A 24162-nucleotide genomic window follows, 5' to 3' on the forward strand; every position below is an offset into this window, starting at 1 on the left:
ATTTGAGAAAAATTTCTAAAAAAATTATCTTTTTCTGGAAAAAAAATAAATTCTTTTTAAAAAAGAAATGCATTTTTTTTATTCTTTCATTAATTTTTATTGTATGTTTATACGGAATATACTTAAATAAAATAGTGAAAAAAAAAATTTCTGGAAAAATATGGAAATTTCCAACTTTTTTATATAGTAAAATAGTTAGTATATCTCCAAAAGAAAAATACACTATTAGCAATATTGTAGATTTACTAAATAAATTAAAATACGAAAAGGTTATCAAAATTGAATCTTCAGGGCAATATTTAGTAAAGGAAAATAGTATAGAAGTATTTAGAAGAAAATTTGACTTTTTTAATAAAATTGAAGAAAAAAAGTACGTTGAAATTTTTTTTGAAAATAATAGTATTCTTAAAATATATGATAAAAATACTGAAAAAGAAATTTCTCTATTCTTTTTTGATCCTAAGATTATAGCTATACTAAATGAAAAAAATCAAGAACAAAGAATTTTTATTCCTATACAAGAATTTCCAAAAAAATTTATAGAAATGTTAATTTCTATAGAAGATAAAAATTTTTATAATCATTTTGGAATAGATTTAAAATCTATATTTAGAGCAATTTTTGCTAATCTTAGTGCGAAAAAAATAGTGCAAGGAGGAAGTACATTAACACAACAGATAGTAAAAAATCTTTTTCTCACTAAAAAAAGAACATTATGGAGAAAAATTAAAGAAATATACATGGCAATCATTTTAGATATAGGATTTAGTAAGAAAAAAGTATTAGAAATTTATCTAAATGAAGTATATTTAGGAAAAAATAGAGAAAGTCAAATTCATGGTTTTCCTATGGCTAGTTTATACTATTTTGGTAAGCCTATAAAAGAAATTGGTTTAGAAAAACAAATTATGCTTATCGGAATGACTAAAGGAGCATCTTTATATAATCCTTATAAAAATCCAGAAATTACTTTAAAAAGAAGAAATTTATTGTTACAAATACTTAAAAAAAACGGATTTATTAATGAAAAAGAGTATAAAATTTTTATTAATCGTTCTCTAGATGTAGTTAAAGAAGAAAATTTTTCTTCTTATCCTTCTTTTTTAGATATAGTTTACGAAGAAATAGAAAAAAATTCTATTAGTAGAAATAATCTTTCTGGAGCAAAAATATTTACCACTTTAGATTTAAATTCTCAATTTGCTGCAGAAAAATCAGTGGTATTAGGAATCAAGAAATTACAAAAGAAAAACCAAATAGACAATCTAGAATCTGCAATAGTGGTAGTAGATAAATTTAATGGATCAATAAAAGCTATAGTAGGAAGTTCGAATCCTAAGTATTTTGGATTTAACAGAGCTTTGCAAGCAAGAAGATCCGTAGGATCTTTATTAAAACCATCTATATATCTGACTGCACTTAGTATTCCAGACAAGTACCAATTGAATACTTGGATACTAGATAAACCTATATGCTTAAGACAATCTAATGGAAAAATATGGAATCCACAAAATTATGACAAACAATTTAGAGGAAAAGTAATGCTTTTAGATGCGTTAGTTGAATCTTTAAATGTTCCTACAATTAATTTAGGATTTTCATTAGGTATTGATCAAGTTGTACAAACTTTAAAAAAATTAGGATTATCTGAAAATATTCTACGATCTCTTCCTTCTATATTTTTAGGATCTTTAGATCTTACTCCCATAGAAGTAGCACAAAAATTTCAAGTAATTTCTAATTATGGAAGAATTTCAAAACTTTTTTCTATAGATGCAATTGTTTCAGAAGATAAAGAAATTCTATATCATTATTTTCCAAAATCTGTAGAATCTATACTTCCACAAGCTGCTTATCTTACTATGTATGCTATGCAAGAAGTTGCTTCTAGAGGAACTTCAAAATCTTTATCAAATTTATTTTCTTCTTATAATATTGCATCTAAAACTGGTACTACAAATAAATATAGAGATAGCTGGTTTGTGGGAATTGATGGGAAAGAAGTAATTGTAGTATGGATTGGAAAAGATGATAATTCTTCTTCTTATCTTACTGGCTCAAGTGGGGCTTTATTTCTATATAAAAATTATCTAAATATTCAAAAACCAAAAATTTTGCATCTTACACCTCCTAATGATATAAAGGAATTATTTATAGATAATTTTGGAAATTTCGTATGCAATGAAAGTTCTTCTATAAGAAAAATTCCAATTTGGATCAAAAAAAATACCGATTTCTATGATAAGTACGTCAACTGCATAAGATAAATGAAAAAATATTAAAATTTTATACAGAATTTTTAGATTTTTTTTCTTAAAAATATTATATAATTAGAAATAATTTTATCTGAGAGATACAAAAATGAATAAAAATTTTAATTTAAAAATCACTAATTCAGCTCAAAAAAAAATACAATCAGTACTAAAAAAAAAAATCTAACTACTATTTTAGAATTTCTATATATGGAGGAGGATGTACTGGTTTTCAGTACAAATTTTCTTTAGAAGAAAGAGTTAGTAAAGAAGATTTTTTGATTTATAAAAAAGATACTAGAATAGCAATCGATCCTATTAGTTTTCAATATCTAGTAGGAAGTTGCATTGATTTTAAAGAAGATTTAAAAGGTTCTAAATTTTTTATAAAGAATCCAAATGCAAAAAGTACTTGCAGCTGTGGATCTTCTTTTAGCGTGTAAAATAAGTATATAAAATTTAAATTTATTCTAAATATTTCTATATTTTTCATGAATACTAAGTATATTTTTATAACTGGCGGAGTAGTTTCTTCTTTAGGAAAAGGAATAACTGCTGCTTCTATAGCGGCACTTCTAGAATCTAGAGGAATCAGTGTTACTATTATGAAATTAGATCCTTACATCAATGTTGATCCTGGAACTATGAATCCTATGCAACATGGAGAAATTTTTGTTACGGAAGATGGAGCTGAAACAGATTTAGATTTAGGACACTATGAAAGGTTTATAAAAATTAGAATGTCTAGAAAAAATAATTTTACTGCTGGATATATATATTCAAGTGTTTTAAAAAAGGAAAGAATGGGATATTATTTAGGATCTACAGTACAAGTAATACCTCATATTACTGATGAAATTAAAAAAAGAATTATAGAATGCGGAAAAAATTATGAAATAATTTTAGTAGAAATTGGAGGAACAGTAGGAGATATAGAATCTCTACCTTTTTTAGAGACAATTAGACAAATGGCTTTAACAGTTGGAAGAAAAAATACTTTCTATATTCACTTGACTTTAGTTCTATATATGAATTCTTCTAAAGAAATAAAAACTAAGCCTACGCAGCATTCAGTAAAAGACCTTCTTTCTATAGGAATACAACCAGATGTACTGATATGTAGATCAGAACAGTCAATACCAGAATTAGAAAAAGAAAAAATTGCTTTATTTTGTAATATTTCTAAAAATTCTGTAATTTCTTTAAAAAATGTAGATTCGATATATAGAATACCAAAAATTCTAAAAGAACAAAAATTAGATGAATGTATTTGTAAGCATTTTTCTTTAAATTTTCCTAAAGCTAATCTAGATTCTTGGAAAATAGTTATTTTTCGTATGAAAAATACAAATGGAAAAGTAAAAATTGGAATTGTGGGAAAATATACTCAATTACCTGACGCTTATAAATCTGTTATAGAAGCTTTAGAACATGCTGGAATGCATAATAAAAAAAAAGTAAAAATTTTTCTTATAAATTCAGAAGAAATAGAGAAAAATGGTACTCTTTCATTAAAAGGACTAGATGGAATTTTAGTTCCTGGAGGATTCGGAAAAAGAGGTATTTTAGGAAAGTTTTTAGCAGTAAAGTATGCTAGAGAAAAAAAGATACCGTATTTTGGAATATGTTTAGGAATGCAAATAGCAATTATAGAATTTGCTAGAAATGTAGTAGGAATTAAAGAAGCTGATTCTATAGAATTTTCTCCACATTGTAAATATCCTATAATTTCTTTAATAAATAAGGATCAAAAGAATTTAAAAAAAACAAAAAATAGTATTTTCGTTTCTAATATGAGATTAGGTAGTAAGTTTTGTAAAATTATTGATAATACTTTAGCAAAAAAATTATATAAAAAAAACTTTGTCTTTGAAAGACATAGGCACAGGTATGAAGTGAATAGTAGTTTGCTAAATCCTATAAAAAGTTTTGGAATTTGCATATCTGGATGGTCAAAAAAAAAAGAATTTATAGAAATTATAGAATACAAAAAGCATCCTTGGTTTTTAGCATGCCAATTTCATCCAGAATTTAATTCTAATCCTAAAGAAAGTCATCCTTTATTTAAAGGTTTTATAAAAGCTGCAGAAAATTATAAAAAAATTAAAATATAAAAGGAATAATATGTCAAAAATACTAAATATTTTCGGAAGAGAAATTTTAGATTCTAGAGGCTATCCTACAGTAGAGGCAGAAGTACATTTAGATTCAGGGATTATAGGAATTTCATCTGTTCCTTCTGGAGCTTCTGTTGGAAAAAATGAGGCTATAGAAATCAGAGATAAAGATGAAAATAGATTTTTTGGAAAAGGAGTAAAAAAAGCTGTTCAATGTATTAATGAAAAAATTTCAAAAATACTCTATAAAAAAGATGTATTTGATCAAGAAAATATAGATTTTCTTATGATTAAAGAAGATGGAACAGAAAATAAGTCTAATTTTGGAGCAAATGCAATACTCGCTGTTTCTTTATCTATAGCTAGAGCCGCTGCATTACAAAAAAAAACTCCTTTATATAAATACATAGCAGAAATTTTTGGAGAAAAAAAGGACTTTTTTACTATTCCTTTACCTATGATTAATATTATTAATGGAGGAAAGCACGCAAATAATAACTTAGATATTCAAGAATTTATGATACAGCCTGTATCTGCAAAAAATATAAAACAAGCACTACAAATGAGTTCAGAAATATTTCAAATACTGAAAAATGTTTTACAATCTAAAGATATGAGTACTTCTGTTGGAGATGAAGGTGGATATTCTCCTAATATTTCTTGTACAGAAGAAGCATTAGATATACTTTCTGAATCTGTGAAATTGTCTAACTATAACTTAGGAAAAGATATAAAATTTTGTTTAGATTGTGCTGCTTCTGAACTATTTGATAAAGATAAGAAAAAATATTTCTTAAAAAAAGAAAAAAAATCTTTTACTTCCGAAGAATTTGCAATTTACTTAAAAAAAATAGCAAAAACATATCCTATAAGTTCAATCGAAGATAGTGCTAGTGATCTAGACTGGGATGGATTTAAAAAGCATACTCTAATGTTTGGAAATTCTATACAAATAGTAGGAGATGATATATTTACAACAAATAAAAAACTACTTATGAAAGGAATTAAAAAAAATATAGCAAATAGTATTCTGATTAAATTAAATCAAATTGGAACTTTAACTGAAACTTTAGAAACAATTAAATTAGCAAAAAAATTTAAATATAATACTATTATATCCCATAGATCTGGAGAGACAGAAGATAGTTTTATTGCTGATTTATCTGTTGGAGTCAATTCTGGACAAATTAAATCAGGATCCATGAGTAGATCTGAAAGAATTTGTAAATATAATAGATTGATTAGAATAGAAGAAGAAGTATCTAAAAAAGCAATTTTTTGGAATTGTAACAATAAAGTATAGCAATTTGATAATGAAAATTTTTAATTTTTTTCTTGTAGCAGTTTTTTTCTATTTGCAATATTCTTTGTGGATTGGAAAAAATGGTATAAAAGATTTCTTTAAAATAAAAGAAAGTATTAGGATACAAGAATTTATTAAAAGTATAAAAGAAAATAGAGTTTTTTTTTACAAAAAGAATTAGAAAATTTAAAAAAGGAAAATGAAATTATAGAAGAAATTTCTAGAGAAGAATTAAATATGATTAAAGAAGGAGAAAAATACTATATTTTTCAGAAATAAGCATGTAAAGATATGAAAAAAAAAGAAAAAATTTTTGCTATTATTCCAGCTTCTGGATTAGGAAAAAGAATGCATTTAAGTATTCCTAAGCAGTATATATGTATAAAAAAAAAACTATAATAGAACATTCTATTGTTCCATTTTTAAAAGTCAAAAAAATTAAAAGAATATACGTTGCAATTAATAAAAATGATGAGTATTTTAATAAATTACCTATATCTAAAAATAAAAAAATTAGAGTCGTTTTTGGTGGAAATAACAGATCAGATTCTGTAGTATCAGCTTTGAATTGTATAAAAGAAAATTGTTGGATTTTGATTCATGATGCAGTACGTCCTTGTATAAGTTTGAAAGATATATATAGCATAATCAATAAGGTAACTAAAAGTACAAATTGTGTTGGAGGAATTCTAGCATATCCTATGGATAGCACTATAAAGAAACTGAAAAATAGTACAGTAAATTTTACTATAGATAAAAAAAATATTTGGAATGCTATGACTCCACAAATATTTGATAAGAATATACTAAAAAAATGTTTATATGGAGTTTATAAGAAAAAAATATCTATTTCAGATGAATCTCAAGCACTAGAAATTTTTGGATACCATCCAATTGTAGTTTTAGGAAATAGGAACAATATAAAAGTTACATACATAGAGGATATAAAATTTTTGGATTATTTTTTATAAAAAAATAAAATTATGCGTATTGGTCAAGGTATAGATATACATAAGTTGATTTTAAGTAGAAAAAAAAAAAATTATATTATTCTTGGAGGAGTAAAAATACCATGTAACTACAAAATATTAGCACATTCTGATGGAGATGTAGTGGTACATTCAATAATTGATGCTATGTTAGGTGCTTGTTCAATGGGAGATATAGGAACTATGTTTCCAAATACAGATCAAAAATACAAAGGAATTAAAAGTACGATACTTCTAAAAAAAGTATTTTCTTTAGTAGAGAAAAATTTTTACATAAAAAATTTGGATATTACTATAATTACAGAAGTTCCTAAAGTTTTTTGTTATGTAAAAAAAATAAGAAATAACATATCAGAAAAGCTAAAATGTTCTGTAAAAAAAATTAGTGTAAAATCTACTACAACAGAAAAATTAGGTTTTATAGGAGAAAAAAAAGGAATTTCCTGTAATTCTATTATTTTATTAAAAAAAAAAATTCATGAAATTTAAAACTCTTTTTATTATACTTTATTTTTTATACAAGGAATAATTTTGAAAGATTTAAAAAATAAAAAAAAAGATATCCATAAATTAAAAAATTCTAATCAATTTAATCAAGAAACAGAAAAAATACTAAATAGTGCAATTCTAAATATAGAAAAAAAATTTGGAAAAGGATCAATAATTAGATTAGGAGAAGACTTTTCTATGAAAGTAGAAACAATATCTACTGGATCTCTATCTTTAGATATAGCTCTAGGAGTTGGGGGTCTTCCTTTTGGAAGAATAGTAGAAATATACGGACCAGAATCTTCTGGAAAAACTACTCTAACACTACAAGTAATTGCTTCTGCTCAAAAAATGAAAAAGAATTGTGCTTTTATAGATTCCGAACATGCTTTAGATGCTGAGTATGCTAAAAAAATAGGAGTTGATACTAAAAATTTACTTTTTTCTCAACCTAGCAATGGAGAACAAGCTTTAGAAATTTGTAATTCTTTAATAGAATCTCGATCAGTAAATGTAATAGTAATAGATTCTGTAGCAGCTTTAGTTCCAAAATCTGAAATTGAAGGAGAAATTGGTGAAGTACACATGGCTTCAATAGCTAGAATGATGAGTCAAGCTATGAGAAAAATATCAGGAAATTTAAAAAATTCTAATGTTTTACTAATTTTTATTAATCAAATTAGAATGAAAATTGGAAATTCAATTTTTGGCAGTTCAGAAACTACAACTGGAGGAAATGCCTTAAAATTTTATTCTTCTATTAGAATGGATATTAGAAAAATAGGAGTTATAAAAGACAATGATACTATTATAGGAAATACAATAAGAGTCAAAATAGTAAAAAATAAAGTTTCTAATCCTTTTAGATTAGCCGAATTTCAAATTTTATACGGAATAGGAATTAATACATTTCAAGAAATTCTTTCTCTTGGAGTAAAATATAAAATTGTTAAAAAATCTGGATCTTGGTACAGCTATAATAATGAAAATATTGGTAATGGAGAGAAAAATGCTTACGAATATCTTAAAAAAAATCTTACTATTAAAGAAAAAATAGAAAACAAAATTAGAAAAATTATTTTCCAAAAAACTAACTAATCTTACAAAATATGAAAAAAAAAAATTTTTCGATTAAAAAAAAATTTTTAGAATTTTTCCAATACGAAAAACATTTTCTTATGAATGGAAGTCCAATTTTTGCAAAAAATGATCCTTCTTTACTATTCACAAATGCAGGAATGAACCAATTTAAAGATTTTTTTTTAGGAAAAAAAAAATCAAATTATAAAAATATTGCTACCGTACAAAATTGCATTAGAATAGGAGGAAAACACAATGATTTAGAACAAGTTGGATACACCTCATTTCATCACACTTTTTTTGAAATGCTAGGAAATTTTAGTTTTGGAGGATATTTTAAAGAACAAGCTATTGAATATGCTTGGAAATTTTTAACTCATAAAGATTGGTTAAGTATAGAAAAAAATAGGTTTTTTATAACTGTATATTATAAAGATTTTGAATCTTATAAAATTTGGAGAAAAAAAATAAAAATTCCTAAAGAAAGAATACTAAAAATAGGACCTTCTAGTGGAAAATCACACCAATTAGATAATTTTTGGCAAATGGAAGAATTTGGATTGTGTGGTCCTTGTTCAGAAATATTTTATGAATTTGGGGAAGATAAGAAAGAAAAAAAAAATTTTTTTCAAGATTGTAAAAATAATAAATATGTTGAAGTATGGAACTTAGTTTTCATACAGTTCAATAAAGATTCTAGTGGTTCTTTAATAAATTTGAAACAAAATTCTGTAGATACTGGAATGGGATTAGAAAGAATGTCTGCAGTTTTAGAGAATGTTAATTCTAGTTATAAGACTAGACTATTTTTATTTTTGATAGAATCTGCATCTAAATCTATTAATTGCTTTAACAAGGAATGTTCTTCTTTAAAAATTATAGCAGATCATATAAGATCTTGCATATTTTTAATACATTATGGAATTTATCCAGGAAATGAAGGAAGAAATTATATTGTAAGAAGACTTATTAGAAGAGCAGTAATACATGGTACTATTTTAGGAGCTAAAAAACCTTTTTTTTATAGGATGGTAGACTATTTTTCTAAAATTTATAAAAAAAAAGAAGAAATAAATTTTATTAAATTTAATAAAAAAAAGATAACAGAAGTTATTCGTTTGGAAGAAGAACAGTTTTTTTGTAATTTACAATTTGGTATAAATATATTAAAAAATAAAATAGAAAATTCAAAAAAAGGTTTTTTGGATGGAAAAGAAGTTTTTACTTTATACGATACTTACGGTATTCCTATAGAAATTACCAAAGACTTTTGTCAAGAAAAACATATTGCAATTGATTATAAAGGATTCAAAAAAGAAATGGAATTACAAAAAAATCGTTCTAGACAAGATTTTTTTGATAAAAGAAAAGTACAGCGTTTATTTTTAGAAGATTGTAAAACCGATTTTATCGGGTACAAAAATTATAAATGCAATTCTCAAGTATTAAAGATTTTCAGTACAAATAATAATGAAGTTGATAAAATTGCTGAAGGAGAAGAAGGAATTTTAGTATTAAATAAAACTACATTTTTTGGATCTTCAGGAGGTCAAGTAGGAGATTCAGGAACTATTTCTAAAAAAAATTCTCTTTTTGAAGTAGAAAATACAGAAATATCTGGAAGTTCTATACTACATTATGGTAAATTAATTTTAGGAAATATTTTTCATAAAGATAAGGTAATTTGTAGAATCGATACAGAAAAAAGAAAAAAATCTTCTATTAACCATACTTCTACTCATATACTACATACTATATTAAAAAAAAATTTAGATGAAAAAATTTCGCAAAAAGGTTCTTACATAAACGAAAATTATTTAAGTTTTGATTTTTCTTATTCTAAAAGTATAGATTTTATACAATTACAAAAAATAGAAAAAGAATTTAATAAAATTATTTGGAAAAATTTTTCTGTAGAAGAAAATTTTAGTAAAAATAAAAATATAAATACAGTAGAAGATCTAGAAAATAAAAAATCTAGAAAAATAAGTATAGGAAAATTTTCTAATGAATTTTGTTGTGGTACACATATAAAAAATACTAGAGAAATTGGTTTTTTTCATATTTTGTACTGTAAAAATATAGGAAAAGAAGTAAAAAGAATTAAGGCAGTAACTTACAAAAAATCTATAAAAATAGTTCAAAAAAAAATGCTAGTTTTACAAAGTATACAGAATCTTTTTTTTACTGACTATAAAAAAGTTTTTAATAAAATATCTTTTTTAGAAAAAAAAAATATTTCATATAAAGAACTTATTTTAAAAATAAAGAAAAAATTAAAAGAAAGAGAAAAAATTTTTTTACAAAAGAAAATCTATTATATAAGAAAAATAAGTATTATAGTTGCTCAAATTTCTTCCTTAGATACAAAATTTTTAAAAGATATTACAATAGATTTACTAAAATCCCAAAAAAAAATTATAGCAGTTTTGTATTTTACAAAAAAAAATAGATTATTTTTTTCTTCTATAGTAAAAGGAGTACAAAACAAAGATATAAATTCTACTAAAATATTAAAATTTCTAAAAAAATTAACTTATGGAAAAGGAGGAGGAAATAAAAATATTTCTTTTGGAAGTGGATTTTTCAAAGATTCAGATAATTTACAAGAAAAGATAGTTCATTTTATAAATTATAATGTTAATAAATAAATTTTATAAAAAATTAAGGTGAGATGGCCGAGAGGATTAAGGCGCTCCTCTGCTAAGGGAGTATACAAAAAGTATCGAGGGTTCGAATCCCTCTCTCACCGTACAGGAGTGCACCCGTAGCTCAGTTGGATAGAGCACTCGGCTACGAACCGAGAGGTCGTAGGTTCAAATCCTTCCGGGTGTAAGTTTTTGTAAAAATTAATTATTTTAGGAGTTTCCTTGAAAATAGAAAATAGAATATTAAGAAATAATTCTTGGTTAGAAAAAAATCCAAAAGTTTTAAGAGGAATTAAAAGAGGAATAGAAAGAGAAGCATTAAGAACTACTCAAAATGGTATTCTTTCAAATAAAAAACATCCAAAACAATTTGGATCTCCTTTAACTAATAAATATATTACTACAGATTTTGCGGAATCTCTGTTAGAGATAGTTACTCCAGCTGTGCAAAATACAAAAACTTTAGTAAGAATTTTAAAAGATATACACATATATATAGTGAAAAGATTACAAAAAGAAAGTCTATGGCCTGTTAGTATGCCGTGTTTTATAAAAAAAAATAGCATAAAAATTGCTGAATATGGAAAATCTAATATAGGAATCGTAAAAAATTTGTATAGGAAAGGATTAAAAAATAGATACGGAAGTTTTATGCAAGTTATTTCAGGAATACATTATAATTTTTCTTTTTCAAGAGAATTTTGGGAATCTTATGCAGTAGTAAAAAAAAAAAAAAAATAAAAGAAATCATATCTTGCGGATATTTTCAACTTATTAGAAATTATTATAAATTTGGTTGGATAATTTCGTATTTATTCGGATCTACTCCAAATATAACTGATTTTTTACTAGATCCTTGTGATAAAAAAAAAGGTTTTTTTTTACAGAAAAAAGATTTCTTTTATTTACCTTATTCTACTTCTTTGAGAATAAGCGAATTTGGATATACAAATAAGAATGCTTCTAAAATTAATATTACTTTTAATAATTTAGAGGAGTATCTATTTTTGCTAAAAAAAGCAATTTCTACTTCTCATGCAGATTATGAAAATATAGGAATTAAAAAACATAAAAAGTATTTACAAATTAGCACAAATATTTTACAAAACGAAAATGAACTTTATACATTAATAAGACCAAAAGTTTCTATTTTAAAAGATGAAAATTTTTTAGAAGTTTTAAAAAAAAAGGGTATAGAATACGTAGAAATACGATCTTTAGATATAAATCCTTTTTCTCCAATTGGAATTACTGAAGAACAAATTGTCTTTTTAGATTTATTTTTAATTTGGTGTGTTCTTTTTAAATCTCCTAGTATGAATGCTCAAGAAATTCAAAATACTTATGAAAAAAAATGGAAAAAAATAATTTTTTTTGGCAGAGATCCAAAATTAGATTTTTTTTCTATGAATAAATCAAAAGATTCTACCAACAACTATACAGTAAAAAAAATTTTTACAGATCTCTTAGATTTAGCAGAAATTCTAGATGAAATTGAAAAAGAAAAAAAATACAAAAAAATTTGTCGTAAATTTATGGATTTTTTTTTTAATAGACACAAAACATACTCTGCTAGATTTTTAGAAAAAATACTTAAATATGGATTTTACAATTATACTAATTATTTAGCAAAAAAATATAAGAAAATACTTTCTATGCAAAAAATTAGTAAACTTTCTTATATACTTCTTAAAAAAGAATGCATAAGATCTGTTCATATGCAAAAAAAATTAGAAACATCAGAAGATATGCATTTTGAAAAATTTTTGCAAAACTATTTAGAAAAGTATAAAAACTTTACTTATTAGGAATAATTTGTACTCTTTTAATCATATTTCTTTCTACTTCTAAAATATTGATTCTATATTTTTCTATTTGTATGGAAGTATTTACTTTTGGAATATCTTCTAAAATTTCTAAAATCATTCCATTAATAGTACTAGCATCTTGATTTGGAAAATTACACTTGAATCTTTTATTTAGATCTTTGATACTAATTGATCCATCTACTATACAAGAACCATCTTTCTGTAAGTTTATTTCTTCCATAGAAGAAGATACAGAAGTAGTAAAATTTCCTACTATTTCTTCTAAAATATCTTCCATAGTAACTATTCCTTGTACACTTCCATATTCATCCACTATAATGCCAATTTTTTGCTTACTAATTTGGAATCTAAATAATTGTATATTTAGAGTAGTACCTTCTGGAATATAATGAATTTCATCTGTAGCTCTAAGTAAATTTTCTTTATTAAATTTTTGCTTTTCAATCATTAATCTAAAAGCAGCATTAATTTTTAGTATTCCAATTGTATGATCTAAATTTTTTCTATATAAAACTATTCTTCCATACGGAAAATGAACAATTTTTTTAACAATAGATTTCCATTCTTCATTGATATCTATTCCAACAATTTCATTTCTTGGTATCATGATATCATTTACAGTTAATTTTTCTAAATCTAGTATAGATACCAGCATTTCTTTATTCTTCCTTGGCATTTTAAATTTAGATTCAGTAAAAATAGTTCTTAATTCTTCTTTGCTAAGAATTTCTTTTCTATTAGAAGGAAATTTTATTTGAAATAATTTCATTAGAATCTTTATAAAAAAATTAATTATCAAAATTATAGGATACATGATCTTTTTTAGTAGTACTAAAATAAAAATACCAGAAAAAGCTACTTTTTCTGGATACAAAGTAGCTAAAGTTTTTGGAAAAATTTCTGAGAATAGAAGCATGAATATTGTTAAAAATCCTGTAGAAATTGCTATTCCTAAATCTCCGTATTTTATCCCTATAACAGTAGCTACTGAAGCTGCTAGAGTATTTGATATATTATTTCCTACTAAAATTATTATTATTAGATCTTCTGTTTTTTCTAATAATTTATCTATTTTTTTAGCCAATTTGTTTCCTTGATTTACTTGGTTTTTCAGTCTATAGTGATTGATTTTCATTAAACTAGTCTCTATAGCAGAAAAATAAGAAGAAAATAGAATTGCAGTAAATAAAATTATAAATAACATAAAATTATAAAAATTATCCAATAAAAGTTTTTAAAAATTAAATAAATTTAAATAAAAAATCAATAAAATGTAAATTAATCTTTATGTTATAATCTAAAATAAAAAAGTAAAAGTATCTATAAAATGTTTAAAAGCTTATCTAAAAGAATTTCTTCTATTAAAAATAAAATTTTAGGATTAGGAATTCTAACTGAAAAAAATATACAGTCTTTTTTAAAAAATATAGAAAATGCTTTAATAGAATCAGATGTAAATACTAGAATAGTAAGAGAAATTATCAAAAAATTTTCTAAAAAAATTAAAAAAATTGACATTAATAGTAGTTTTGATCCAGGAAAAAAATTTATTAATTTGTTATACAAAGAAATTATTAAATTTTTAGATCATAAAAATCGTAGTATTTGTTTTTCAAAAGAAATTAGTATTTTTTTTGTAATAGGATCTCCAGGATCTGGCAAAACTAGCACATTAGGAAAATTAGCATATCTCTTAAAAAAAAAAGAAAGAATTCTGTTATTTTCTATAGACCAAACAAGAAGTTCTTCTGAACTTCAACTTCAAATAATAGCTAAAAATGCTAATGTGGGATTTTTAAAAAATAATTTTCTTTTTTGTGTAAAAAACTTAAATAAAATTTATGAATTTTCTTTATTATATGCAAAAAAAAACAAGTACAAAATTTTGCTTATTGATACTCCTGGCATTCTAAAGGATAGTTTTGAAATTATAGAAAATACTAAAAAAATACTAAGTTTATACAATCCAATAGAAAACTTTCTAATTTTAGATTCTTCCTATGGACAAGATTCTGTCAATTTAGCAAGGTTTTTTAAAAAACATTTTCAAATTACCGGTATTATTCTAACTAAAATAGATAGCGATACTAAAGGTGGAGCAGCACTATCTATGACAAAAATTATAAATAAACCTATAAAATTTATTACTAATGGAGAAAGTTTAAAAAAATTACAAAAATTTAATCCAAAAACAATAGCTAAAAGAATTCTAAATTTAGAAGATAATGATTATTTTTTTAAAGAAATAAAAAAAAATTTAAATTTTAAAGAAAATAAAAAATTTGAAAATAAAAATTTTTTAAAAGTATTTGACTTAGAAATTATGTTAAAAGAAATGAAAAAAATTAGGAAAATAAGTCGTTTTGGAATTATAGATTTCTTTTTTAAAAAAGAAAAATACTCAAATAACAAAGAAGAAATGATTCAAGATTATATAAAAAAATTAGAAAGTATTATAAATTCTATGAATAAAAATGAAAGAAAGTATCCAGAAAAAATTAAAAAATCTAGAAAAAGATCTATTGCTTATGGATCAGGAACAAAAATACAGGATGTAAATGTAGTTTTAAGACAATTTTTCGAAATGAAAAAATTGAATCAAAAAATGCAAAAAAATCGTTCTTTCATGAGTATAAAAAATTTAAGAAACTTTTTATCTAACAAAATATAAATTGGAAAATATCATGGTTGTAATCAGATTGAGAAGAACTGGTTCAAAAAAAAAACCTTTTTATCAAATTGTTGTAACAGAAAAGAGAAATGCAAGAAATGGAAAATTTATCGAAAAAGTAGGTTTTTTTGATCCAATTCTTAAAAATAAAAAATACTTTTTAAATAGAGATCGAATTTTGTATTGGAAAAAAAATGGCGCAAAACTATCAAAAAGAGTAGAAAAAATTCTTTCTTTTTAAAAATCATAAAATATACATTTTATAAAAATGATTAAAATAGGAGTTATCAGTATATTTCCAAAAATGTTTGATAGTATTATAAAATTTGGAATTACTAAAAGAGCAATTAAAAAAAAAAAAATAGATATAAAAATTTGGAATCCAATACATTTTTGTAAAGGAGCTTTTCATTCTATAGACGATCGTCCTTATGGTGGAGGATCTGGAATGGTGATGAAAGCAAATCCTATTAGAAAAGCTATTTTAGAAGCAAAAAAAATAATCGGAAGAAAAACGAAAGTTTTTTTTCTATCTCCTCAAGGAAAGAAAGTTGATCAAAAAGAAATAGAAAAATTTTTAAAATATAAAAAAGTAATATTTCTTTGTGGCAGATATAGAGGAATTGATGAAAGAATAATAGATACAGAAGTTTATAAAGAAATATCTATAGGAGACTATATAATAAGTGGAGGAGAACTAGCAGCTATGGTAGTTATTGATGCAATTATTAGAATAGTTCCAGGAGTTCTTGGAAATCACTTTTCTATACTAGAGGATTCTTTTTACAAAAATTTACTGGATTATCCTCAATACACTAGACCAAAAATATTTTTAGGGAAAAAAGTCCCTGAAGTACTTTTAAATGGTAATCATAAGAAAATTAAAGATTGGAAATTACAAGAATCATTAAAAAAAACTTTTTTTAAAAGACCTGATTTATTAAAAAATAAAATATTAGATAAGAAAGAAAGAAATATACTAGAAAATCTAAAAAAAAAAAATACTGAATACTATGAAAAATACAATAGAAAAAATAGAAAATGAATACAAAAGTAAAATACAAAAAAATTTTCGTGTTGGAGATACTGTAAATATACAAATTTGGATTTTAGAAGGAGATAAAAAAAGAATACAAAATTTTGAAGGGATAGTAATTGCTATAAAAAAATCTGGAATTAGTACTGCTTTTACAGTTAGAAAAATATCTCATGGAAAAGGTGTTGAAAGAACATTTCCAGTATATTCTCCAATTATAAATAAAATTGAAGTAAAAAAGAAAGGATTTTTCAGAAAATCAAAATTGTATTTTTTAAGAAAAAACAAAAAAAAGAAATTAATACGCAACTAAAAACTCATTATGAGAGAGTATACTATAAAGACAATAGAGAAAATTTTTTCTTACAAAAAAATAAAGAAACTTTATCCAATAAATAGAAAACAAAGAAATTTTATTTTGAAATCTAGAAAAACAGTTGCAAACATACTTAATGGAAAAGACAAAAGATTTTTGGTAATTTGTGGACCTTGTTCCATTCATGAAGAAAGTTCTGCTTTTGAATATGCTCAAAAACTAAAAGGTGTTTCTAAAAGTATGAGTCAATATTTGTATGTTATAATGCGTGCTTATTTTGAAAAATCTAGAACTTTTTTAGGATGGAAAGGTATGTTAAACGATCCTAAAATGGACAATTCTTACGATATTAATTCAGGAATCAGTATTTCTAGAAAAATTTTAATAAAACTTTTAAATACAAAAATACCTTTAGCAACAGAATTTATTAATCCTATAGTTCTGAATTTTTTAGAAGATCTATACAGTTGGTGTTCTATTGGAGCTAGAACTTCAGAATCTTCAATACATAGAGAAATGGCTTCTGGTATTCCTATGCCTGTGGCTTTTAAAAATTCTACAAATGGAGAAATAAAAAATGCTGTATATGGAATGCAAGTAGCAAAAAAAAAACAAAAATTTTTGGGAACAGATAAAAACGGAAGAATTTGTATTTTGTCTACTAAAGGCAATCAAAATTCTCATTTAGTTCTTAGGGGAGGAGAAAAACCAAATTACTATTCAAAAAATATCGAAAAAGTAGAAAATATTTTTAAAAAATTTAGATTAAAATCAAAAATTTTGATTGATTGTAGTCATGGAAATTCTAGTTATAACTATAAGAATCAAATTAAAGTAGTTAAATCAGTTCTATCGCAAATAAAAATGGGCAATAGTTCTATTGCAGGTATTATTCTAGAAAGCAATTTATATTCTGGAAAACAAAAAATTGTGAAAAATGAAAAATTAAAATACGGAATTTCCATTACAGATTCTTGTATAAGTTTTTCTACTACAAAAAAAATTTTAAAAAAATTGTACAAATTTTTTAAAAATATAAAATCTAATTAACACGATTATTGTAAATAATTTTTTCTATTTTATTTTTTTGATCTTTTAATTTGAGTCTTTTATAACTTTTTTTCATATAAAATAGACATTTATAAGCGGATTGAGTACTTGGAAAATTTTTCAAAATTTGTTCTGATCTTTTAATTACTGCTACATCTGCGAAAATTTTAAAATAGTACTTAACAATTAATAATTCTTTTTTAGCAATTTTTTCTTTTAAAAAATGCAAAATTTTTATAGAATTTTTAAAATATTTTCCTTTTTTATTGAAAGATACTTGAGAAAAGTTTGAAAAAGCTATTTTAAAATATGAATTATCACAATCATTTTTATAAATTTGAAAGAAACTTTGTGAATTTTTTTTTTGCATTTGTATATTTGATAATCCTTTCATATATAAAATATAATCTGTATATTCTGATTCAGGATAGAATTTTATAAATTCTTCACAACTTTTTTTAGTAGAAATAAAATCGGAATTTTTATAATGCAAGTACACTAAAATAACTCTAAATTTTTTAGATGTCGGAAAAATAGGATCTATATTAAATTTATTTCTTATATAAAAAATTGCCTTTTTGTATTTTTTTTTCTGTATAAGATATTTTATAAATTTGTAGTTTTTCTGTATAAATTTTTTTTCTTCTTTTTGGTTTTCATCTAAAGATAAAGAAGAAAAACAAAAAAAAAGAAAAAAATAGAGTACAGATTTAGTAAAAAATTTTTTTATAATCATATATTTCTATAGGTAAATTTTTATACAAAATGAACATCATTTTTGAAGATGAAGATATACTAATTGTCGAAAAAGATAAAAATTGTATAGTTCATCCTGGTATTAAAAAAGAAAAAAACACTTTGTTTCACAAAATTAAAAATTATTTTTTAAAAAATAAAAAATTTTCTAATTTTTTTATTATACATAGATTAGATAAGGATACAACTGGATTGATAATAGTTGCAAAAAATATTCAAGTAAAAAATACTCTAAAAAACATGATGAAAAATAGAAAAATTATTAAAGAATATGATGCTATAGTTAACGGAAAAATGCTATTTGGTGGAAAAATACAAAAACCAATTTTAAAGATTTTTCCTAAAAAAAAAAAATTAGAATGATAGTAGACGAAAGAGGAAAAATGGGGATTACGCAGTACAGAATAGTACAAAAATTTAAATTTTATACTCATATAAAAATTAGAATACTAACAGGAAGAACCCATCAAATACGCGTGCATATGAAGTATATTGCACATCCTATTATAGGAGATCAATTGTACGGAAATAAGCAGTTTACTATTAATAAACCAATTTCTGATATTTTGAAAAAAAAAATACTTCTTTTTTCAAGACAAGCACTGCATGCAAGTTATTTAGAGTTTTTTCATCCTAAAAAAAAAACTAAACTGCAATTTTATTCTCGTATACCAAAAGATATGGAAGAAATTTTAAATTTTTTACAAAAAGAAGTATAAAAAAAGTATTTTTTATTTCAAAAAATAAAATTGACTCTATTAAAAATTTTTGCTATATACTATAATAATATTTTTAGTTCTTTAAAATATAAAATTTTCGTGTAGACAATACTGCTATTGTATCTACAAAAATTGTTTGTTAGTACGAAATTTCAAATTGAAGAGTTTGATCATGGCTCAGATTGAACGCTGGCGGCAAGCCTAACACATGCAAGTCGAGCGGCAGCGGAAAAAAAGATTTATTTCTTTTTTTGCCGGCGAGCGGCGAACGGGTGAGTAATATCTGGGGATCTGCCATAAGGATTGGGATAACTATTGGAAACGATAGCTAATACCGAATAAAATCATTTTTTAAAATGATTAAAGTAGGGGATCAATTTTTTGACCTTATGCCTTTTGAGGAACCCAGACGAGATTAGCTAGTAGGTAAGGTAATGGCTTACCTAGGCTACGATCTCTAGCTGATCTGAGAGGATAATCAGCCACACTGGAACTGAGACACGGTCCAGACTCCTACGGGAGGCAGCAGTGGGGAATATTGCACAATGGGGGAAACCCTGATGCAGCTATGCCGCGTGTGCGAAGAAGGCCTTAGGGTTGTAAAGCACTTTCGGTGGGAAAGAAGGTTTTTAGTACTAAAAATGCTAAAAACTTGACGTTACCTACAGAAGAAGCACTGGCTAACTCCGTGCCAGCAGCCGCGGTAATACGGAGAGTGCTAGCGTTAATCGGAATTACTGGGCGTAAAGAGTGCGCAGGTTGTTTATTAAGTCAGATGTGAAATCCCTAAGCTTAACTTAGGAACTGCATTTGAAACTAACAAACTAGAGTATCGTAGAGGGGGGTAGAATTCCAGGTGTAGCGGTGAAATGCGTAGATATCTGGAAGAATACCAGTGGCGAAGGCGACCCCCTGGACGAATACTGACACTCATGCACGAAAGCGTGGGGAGCAAACAGGATTAGATACCCTGGTAGTCCACGCCGTAAACGATGTCGATTTGAAGGTTGTAGTATGTTTTTAAAACTGTAGCTTTCGAAGTTAACACGTTAAATCGACCGCCTGGGGAGTACAACCGCAAGGTTAAAACTCAAATGAATTGACGGGGGTCCGCACAAGCGGTGGAGCATGTGGTTTAATTCGATGCAACGCGAAGAACCTTACCTACTCTTGACATCCAGAGAATTTAGCAGAGATGCTTTAGTGCCTTAGGGAACTCTGAGACAGGTGCTGCATGGCTGTCGTCAGCTCGTGTTGTGAAATGTTGGGTTAAGTCCCGCAACGAGCGCAACCCTTATCTTTTGTTGCCAGCGATTTTTTTTAGTCGGGAACTCAAAAGAGACTGCCGGTGATAAATCGGAGGAAGGCGAGGATGACGTCAAGTCATCATGGCCCTTACGAGTAGGGCTACACACGTGCTACAATGGCATATACAAAAAGAAGCGAATTCGCAAGAATTAGCAAAACTTATAAAATATGTCGTAATCCGGATTGGAGTCTGCAACTCGACTCCATGAAGTCGGAATCGCTAGTAATCGTGTATCAGAATGGCACGGTGAATACGTTCTCGGGCCTTGTACACACCGCCCGTCACACCATGGAAGTGGGTTGCAAAAGAAGCAAGCAGTTTAACCATTTACTTGGAAAACACTTACCACTTTGTGATTCATGACTGGGGTGAAGTCGTAACAAGGTAACTGTAGGGGAACCTGCAGTTGGATCACCTCCTTACATTTTTAAAAGATACGAAAAAAATTATTGTCTACACAATTTAATTGACTAGCAAATTCTAATAAAACAATTTATATATTACGAGGTTAAGTGAATAAGCGTATATGGTGGATGCCTTGGCAGTCAAAGGCGAAGAAGGACGTGCTAATCTGCGATAAGCATCGGAAAGTTGATAAGAAACGATATTTATCCGGTGATTTCCGAATAGGGAAACCAAATACTTTAAAAAAAGTATTATTACTAAATGAAAAAATAGTTTAGTAAAGCTAACCAGGAGAACTGAAACATCTTAGTAACCTGAGGAAAAGAAATCAAATTTGAGATTCCCTTAGTAGTGGCGAGTGAAAAGGGAACAGCCCAGAGAAATAAGAAGTACAAAAATTAGAAGAATAGACTTGGAAAATCTAGCTAAAAAAGGTGATAGCCCTGTATTCGAAAATTTTTGTATTTCTTTCTCAAAAGAGTAGAACGAGACACGAGAAATCTTGTTTGAAGATAGGGGGACCATCCTCTAAGGCTAAATACTCTTGACTGACCGATAGTGAACAAGTACCGTGAGGGAAAGGCGAAAAGAACCCCTGATAGGGGAGTGAAATAGAACCTGAAACCGTATACGTACAAGCAGTAGGAGCGCTTTTTTTTTAGCGTGACTGCGTACCTTTTGTATAATGGGTCAGCGACTTATATTCTATAGCGAGGTTAACTTTATAAAAAAGGAAGCCGTAGGGAAACCGAGTCTTAAAAGGGCGATGTATGTTGTATAAGTTGTAGGATATAGACCCGAAACCCGGTGATCTAACTATGAGCAGGTTGAAAATTGGGTAAATCCAATCGGAGGACCGAACCGACTAATGTTGAAAAATTAGCGGATGACTTGTGGTTAGGGGTGAAAGGCCAATCAAACCGGGAGATAGCTGGTTCTCCCCGAAAGCTATTTAGGTAGCGCCTTATAAATTCATCTTTGGGGGTAGAGCACTGTTTTGGTTAGGGGTTCATACTGGACTACCAATCCAATGCAAACTTCGAATACCAAAGAATGCTATTATAGGAGACACACGTCGGGTGCTAACGTCCGTCGTGGAAAGGGAAACAACCCAGATCACCAGCTAAGGTCCCTAAGTTATAATTAAGTGGGAAACGATGTGAGAAGGCAAAAACAGCCAGGATGTTGGCTTAGAAGCAGCCATCATTTAAAGAAAGCGTAATAGCTCACTGGTTTAGTCATCTTGCGCGAAAGATATAACGGGGCTAAATTATACACCGAAGCTGTGACAACAATCTATTTGTTGGGTAGGGGAGCGTTCTGTATGCTGTAGAAGATATATTGAAAAATATATTGGAAGTATCAGAAGTGCGAATGCTGACATAAGTAACGATAAAGCAGGTGAAAAACCTGCTCGCCGAAAGAATAAGGGTTCCTGTTCAACGTTAATCGAAGCAGGGTAAGTCGATCCTAAGATGAGGCCGAAAGGCGTAGTTGATGGATAACAGGTTAATATTCCTGTACTAAGTATAAATGCGATGGGGGGACGAAGAAAGCTAGATTCTCTGGGTTTTGGACTACCCAGTTTAAGCGAGTAGATGAAAATATAGGAAAAACCGTATTTTACTACATTGAGACGCAAATACGAGTTACTTTAAAAAAGTAATGAAGGAATTAATGCTATGCTTACAAGAAAATCCTCTAAGCACAATTTATATTTAATCGTACCCCAAACCGACACAGGTATTTAAGTAGAGAATACTAAGGCGTTTGAGAAAACTCAGGTGAAGGAACTAGGCAAAATAGTGCCGTAACTTAGGGATAAGGCACGCTGGAAGTAAGTAAGAAAATATACTTTTTAAGCTGAAACCAGTCGAAGATAAGAGCTGGCTGCAACTGTTTATTAAAAACACAGCACTGTGCAAACATGAAAATGGAAGTATACAGTGTGAAGCCTGCCCGGTGCCGGAAGGTTAATTGATGAAGTTATTCGAAAGAAAAAGCTTTTGATAAAAGCCCCGGTAAACGGCGGCCGTAACTATAACGGTCCTAAGGTAGCGAAATTCCTTGTCGGGTAAGTTCCGACCTGCACGAATGGCGTAATGATAGCCAGACTGTCTCCACCTGAGACTCAGTGAAATTGAATTTGCCGTGAAGATGCGGTGTACCCGTGGCAAGACGGAAAGACCCCGTGAACCTTTACTATAGCTTGATATTGAGTATTGAATTTTAATGTGTAGGATAGGTGGGAGACTGTGATGTACGAACGCTAGTTCGTACGGAGTCAACCTTGAAATACCACCCTTTAACATTTGATATTCTAACTCTAATCCGTTATCCGGATTGAAGACAGTGTCTGGTGGGTAGTTTGACTGGGGCGGTCTCCTCCTAAAGAGTAACGGAGGAGTACAAAGGTTAGCTAATCGCGTTTGGAAATCGCGAGTTTAGTGTAAAGGCATAAGCTAGCTTAACTGCAAGAGCGACAGCTCGAGCAGATGCGAAAGCAGGTCTTAGTGATCCGGTGGTTCTGTATGGAAGGGCCATCGCTCAACGAATAAAAGGTACTCCGGGGATAACAGGCTAATACCGCCCAAGAGTTCATATCGACGGCGGTGTTTGGCACCTCGATGTCGGCTCATCACATCCTGGGGCTGAAGTAGGTCCCAAGGGTATGGCTGTTCGCCATTTAAAGTGGTACGCGAGCTGGGTTTAGAACGTCGTGAGACAGTTCGGTCCCTATCTGCCATGGGCGTTGGAAGATTGAGAAGAGCTACTCCTAGTACGAGAGGACCGGAGTGGACGTACCTCTGGTGTTCGGGTTGTCATGCCAATGGCATTGCCCGGTAGCTATGTACGGAAAAGATAACCGCTGAAAGCATCTAAGCGGGAAACTTACTTCAAGATAAGTCTTCCCAAAAACTTTAAGTTTTCTTAAGGAACGTTAAAGACTATGACGTTGATAGGTCGGATGTGTAAGCACTGCGAAGTGTTCAGCTAACCGATACTAATGATCCGTGAGGCTTAACCTCGTGAATATATAAATTGTTTATCGAATAAAAATTGTTTTGGTAAATATAACGCGATTGATCCACCTGAAACCATTCCGAACTCAGAAGTTAAATATCGTAGTGCCGATAGTAGTGTAAATTTCTTTTATGCGAGGGTAGGAAATTGCCGGACAATTTTTATTCAA

The 24162-nt window shown here is 27.2% G+C and carries 20 protein-coding genes, 2 tRNA genes, 3 rRNA genes and 1 pseudogene; 24 read left to right on the top strand and 2 right to left on the bottom strand.

Annotated elements, in window-relative coordinates; all coding sequences use genetic code 11:
* The first annotated feature begins 2 nt into the window (after window positions 1-2).
* The 14 genes and pseudogenes from mrcB (at window position 3) to gshA (ending at window position 12686) form a co-directional block, all read left to right on the top strand.
* Complete coding sequence (gene mrcB, locus AOQ89_RS02860; RefSeq protein ID WP_080873294.1) at window positions 3-2267, top strand: penicillin-binding protein 1B; 2265 nt, start codon at window positions 3-5, stop codon at window positions 2265-2267.
* A 191-nt stretch (window positions 2268-2458) separates the two neighbouring features.
* Window positions 2459-2695, top strand: a complete 237-nt coding sequence (erpA, locus tag AOQ89_RS02865) for an iron-sulfur cluster insertion protein ErpA (RefSeq protein WP_243469342.1) — start codon at window positions 2459-2461, stop codon at window positions 2693-2695.
* A 48-nt stretch (window positions 2696-2743) separates the two neighbouring features.
* Window positions 2744-4366, top strand: coding sequence for a CTP synthase (locus tag AOQ89_RS02870; protein ID WP_080873298.1), 1623 nt, complete (start codon window positions 2744-2746; stop codon window positions 4364-4366).
* Between the two features lie 10 nt (window positions 4367-4376).
* Entirely contained in the window at window positions 4377-5672 is a 1296-nt protein-coding gene (eno, locus tag AOQ89_RS02875; RefSeq protein ID WP_080873301.1) for a phosphopyruvate hydratase, read from the top strand.
* 10 nt (window positions 5673-5682) lie between these two features.
* On the top strand, window positions 5683-5853 hold the full coding sequence (locus AOQ89_RS03005) for an FtsB/FtsL family cell division protein (protein WP_143715382.1): 171 nt from the start codon (window positions 5683-5685) through the stop codon (window positions 5851-5853).
* Window positions 5854-5888: 35 nt separating this feature from the next.
* On the top strand, window positions 5889-5951 hold the full coding sequence (locus AOQ89_RS03115) for a hypothetical protein (RefSeq protein WP_425356353.1): 63 nt from the start codon (window positions 5889-5891) through the stop codon (window positions 5949-5951).
* 12 nt (window positions 5952-5963) lie between these two features.
* The gene (locus tag AOQ89_RS03010; RefSeq protein ID WP_143715383.1) at window positions 5964-6071 is read left to right on the top strand and encodes a 2-C-methyl-D-erythritol 4-phosphate cytidylyltransferase; all 108 of its coding nucleotides are present in this window, start codon (window positions 5964-5966) and stop codon (window positions 6069-6071) included.
* Window positions 6050-6643 carry a 2-C-methyl-D-erythritol 4-phosphate cytidylyltransferase gene (locus AOQ89_RS02885; RefSeq protein ID WP_080873303.1) on the top strand — a complete coding sequence of 198 codons (594 nt, stop codon included), beginning with the start codon at window positions 6050-6052 and terminating at the stop codon, window positions 6641-6643. The genes AOQ89_RS03010 and AOQ89_RS02885 overlap by 22 nt, the downstream gene beginning before the upstream one ends.
* A 12-nt stretch (window positions 6644-6655) precedes the next feature.
* A complete protein-coding gene (gene ispF / locus AOQ89_RS02890) occupies window positions 6656-7150 on the top strand; it encodes a 2-C-methyl-D-erythritol 2,4-cyclodiphosphate synthase (protein ID WP_080873306.1) in 495 nt (164 codons plus the stop codon).
* 42 nt (window positions 7151-7192) lie between these two features.
* Window positions 7193-8248 (top strand): recombinase RecA, encoded by a 1056-nt coding sequence (gene recA, locus AOQ89_RS02895; RefSeq protein WP_280938077.1) that lies wholly within the window; start codon window positions 7193-7195, stop codon window positions 8246-8248.
* A gap of 11 nt (window positions 8249-8259) precedes the next feature.
* A complete protein-coding gene (alaS, locus tag AOQ89_RS02900; RefSeq protein ID WP_080873310.1) occupies window positions 8260-10881 on the top strand; it encodes an alanine--tRNA ligase in 2622 nt (873 codons plus the stop codon).
* A 17-nt stretch (window positions 10882-10898) separates the two neighbouring features.
* A tRNA-Ser gene (locus AOQ89_RS02905) sits at window positions 10899-10982 on the top strand.
* A 9-nt stretch (window positions 10983-10991) separates the two neighbouring features.
* Window positions 10992-11065, top strand: a tRNA-Arg gene (locus tag AOQ89_RS02910).
* 35 nt (window positions 11066-11100) lie between these two features.
* Window positions 11101-12686 (top strand): annotated as a pseudogene (gshA, locus tag AOQ89_RS02920) (glutamate--cysteine ligase).
* On the opposite strand, the gene AOQ89_RS02925 reads toward gshA, so the two are convergent.
* Entirely contained in the window at window positions 12676-13911 is a 1236-nt protein-coding gene (locus AOQ89_RS02925; protein ID WP_080873322.1) for a CNNM domain-containing protein, read from the bottom strand. The pseudogene gshA and the gene AOQ89_RS02925 sit on opposite strands and share 11 nt — an antisense overlap.
* Window positions 13912-14034: 123 nt before the next feature.
* Between AOQ89_RS02925 and AOQ89_RS02930 the strand changes: the two genes are divergently transcribed.
* From AOQ89_RS02930 to AOQ89_RS02950, 5 genes are read left to right on the top strand one after another with little or no spacing between them, the layout of a single operon-like run.
* The gene (locus tag AOQ89_RS02930) at window positions 14035-15378 is read left to right on the top strand and encodes a signal recognition particle receptor subunit alpha (RefSeq protein ID WP_080873326.1); all 1344 of its coding nucleotides are present in this window, start codon (window positions 14035-14037) and stop codon (window positions 15376-15378) included.
* Between the two features lie 13 nt (window positions 15379-15391).
* Window positions 15392-15619 (top strand): 30S ribosomal protein S16, encoded by a 228-nt coding sequence (gene rpsP / locus AOQ89_RS02935; RefSeq protein WP_080873329.1) that lies wholly within the window; start codon window positions 15392-15394, stop codon window positions 15617-15619.
* Window positions 15620-15649: 30 nt separating this feature from the next.
* Window positions 15650-16423 carry a tRNA (guanosine(37)-N1)-methyltransferase TrmD gene (gene trmD, locus AOQ89_RS02940; RefSeq protein ID WP_080873371.1) on the top strand — a complete coding sequence of 258 codons (774 nt, stop codon included), beginning with the start codon at window positions 15650-15652 and terminating at the stop codon, window positions 16421-16423.
* Window positions 16392-16727 (top strand): 50S ribosomal protein L19, encoded by a 336-nt coding sequence (rplS, locus tag AOQ89_RS02945; RefSeq protein WP_080873331.1) that lies wholly within the window; start codon window positions 16392-16394, stop codon window positions 16725-16727. The genes trmD and rplS overlap by 32 nt, the downstream gene beginning before the upstream one ends.
* A 9-nt stretch (window positions 16728-16736) precedes the next feature.
* Window positions 16737-17780, top strand: a complete 1044-nt coding sequence (locus AOQ89_RS02950; protein WP_080873334.1) for a 3-deoxy-7-phosphoheptulonate synthase — start codon at window positions 16737-16739, stop codon at window positions 17778-17780.
* Here AOQ89_RS02950 and bamD read toward each other — a convergent pair.
* Complete coding sequence (gene bamD / locus AOQ89_RS02955) at window positions 17773-18516, bottom strand: outer membrane protein assembly factor BamD (protein WP_080873337.1); 744 nt, start codon at window positions 18514-18516, stop codon at window positions 17773-17775. The genes AOQ89_RS02950 and bamD overlap by 8 nt on opposite strands.
* Window positions 18517-18545: 29 nt before the next feature.
* Here bamD and AOQ89_RS03080 point away from each other — a divergent pair, with 29 nt between their 5' ends.
* From AOQ89_RS03080 to rrf, 5 genes are all read left to right on the top strand, one after another.
* The gene (locus AOQ89_RS03080; protein WP_080873338.1) at window positions 18546-18899 is read left to right on the top strand and encodes a pseudouridine synthase; all 354 of its coding nucleotides are present in this window, start codon (window positions 18546-18548) and stop codon (window positions 18897-18899) included.
* Window positions 18896-19255: a pseudouridine synthase gene (locus AOQ89_RS03085; RefSeq protein ID WP_080873340.1), complete on the top strand. Its 360-nt coding sequence runs from the start codon at window positions 18896-18898 to the stop codon at window positions 19253-19255. The genes AOQ89_RS03080 and AOQ89_RS03085 overlap by 4 nt, the downstream gene beginning before the upstream one ends.
* A 154-nt stretch (window positions 19256-19409) precedes the next feature.
* Window positions 19410-20986: ribosomal RNA gene (locus AOQ89_RS02970) — 16S ribosomal RNA — on the top strand.
* Window positions 20987-21070: 84 nt separating this feature from the next.
* Window positions 21071-23998, top strand: a 23S ribosomal RNA gene (locus tag AOQ89_RS02975).
* A 35-nt stretch (window positions 23999-24033) separates the two neighbouring features.
* Window positions 24034-24149: ribosomal RNA gene (rrf, locus tag AOQ89_RS02980) — 5S ribosomal RNA — on the top strand.
* The 16S, 23S and 5S rRNA genes sit together here, the layout of an rRNA operon.
* The last annotated feature ends 13 nt before the right edge of the window (window positions 24150-24162 follow it).

Source organism: bacterium endosymbiont of Pedicinus badii, from assembly GCF_002075085.1.
Lineage (GTDB): Bacteria > Pseudomonadota > Gammaproteobacteria > Enterobacterales > Enterobacteriaceae > PRUG.

Coding starts and splice junctions, on each gene's coding strand:
- AOQ89_RS02885 (WP_080873303.1), top strand. CDS start 6,050: ATGTATAAAAAAAAAACTATAATAGAACATTCTATTGTTCCATTTTTA.
- AOQ89_RS02930 (WP_080873326.1), top strand. CDS start 14,035: ATGTTTAAAAGCTTATCTAAAAGAATTTCTTCTATTAAAAATAAAATT.
- AOQ89_RS03085 (WP_080873340.1), top strand. CDS start 18,896: ATGATAGTAGACGAAAGAGGAAAAATGGGGATTACGCAGTACAGAATA.
- AOQ89_RS03010 (WP_143715383.1), top strand. CDS start 5,964: ATGAAAAAAAAAGAAAAAATTTTTGCTATTATTCCAGCTTCTGGATTA.
- rplS (WP_080873331.1), top strand. CDS start 16,392: ATGAAAAATACAATAGAAAAAATAGAAAATGAATACAAAAGTAAAATA.
- AOQ89_RS02950 (WP_080873334.1), top strand. CDS start 16,737: ATGAGAGAGTATACTATAAAGACAATAGAGAAAATTTTTTCTTACAAA.
- eno (WP_080873301.1), top strand. CDS start 4,377: ATGTCAAAAATACTAAATATTTTCGGAAGAGAAATTTTAGATTCTAGA.
- AOQ89_RS02870 (WP_080873298.1), top strand. CDS start 2,744: ATGAATACTAAGTATATTTTTATAACTGGCGGAGTAGTTTCTTCTTTA.
- ispF (WP_080873306.1), top strand. CDS start 6,656: ATGCGTATTGGTCAAGGTATAGATATACATAAGTTGATTTTAAGTAGA.
- rpsP (WP_080873329.1), top strand. CDS start 15,392: ATGGTTGTAATCAGATTGAGAAGAACTGGTTCAAAAAAAAAACCTTTT.
- alaS (WP_080873310.1), top strand. CDS start 8,260: ATGAAAAAAAAAAATTTTTCGATTAAAAAAAAATTTTTAGAATTTTTC.
- AOQ89_RS03080 (WP_080873338.1), top strand. CDS start 18,546: ATGAACATCATTTTTGAAGATGAAGATATACTAATTGTCGAAAAAGAT.
- bamD (WP_080873337.1), bottom strand. CDS start 18,516: ATGATTATAAAAAAATTTTTTACTAAATCTGTACTCTATTTTTTTCTT.
- AOQ89_RS03005 (WP_143715382.1), top strand. CDS start 5,683: ATGAAAATTTTTAATTTTTTTCTTGTAGCAGTTTTTTTCTATTTGCAA.
- AOQ89_RS02925 (WP_080873322.1), bottom strand. CDS start 13,911: ATGTTATTTATAATTTTATTTACTGCAATTCTATTTTCTTCTTATTTT.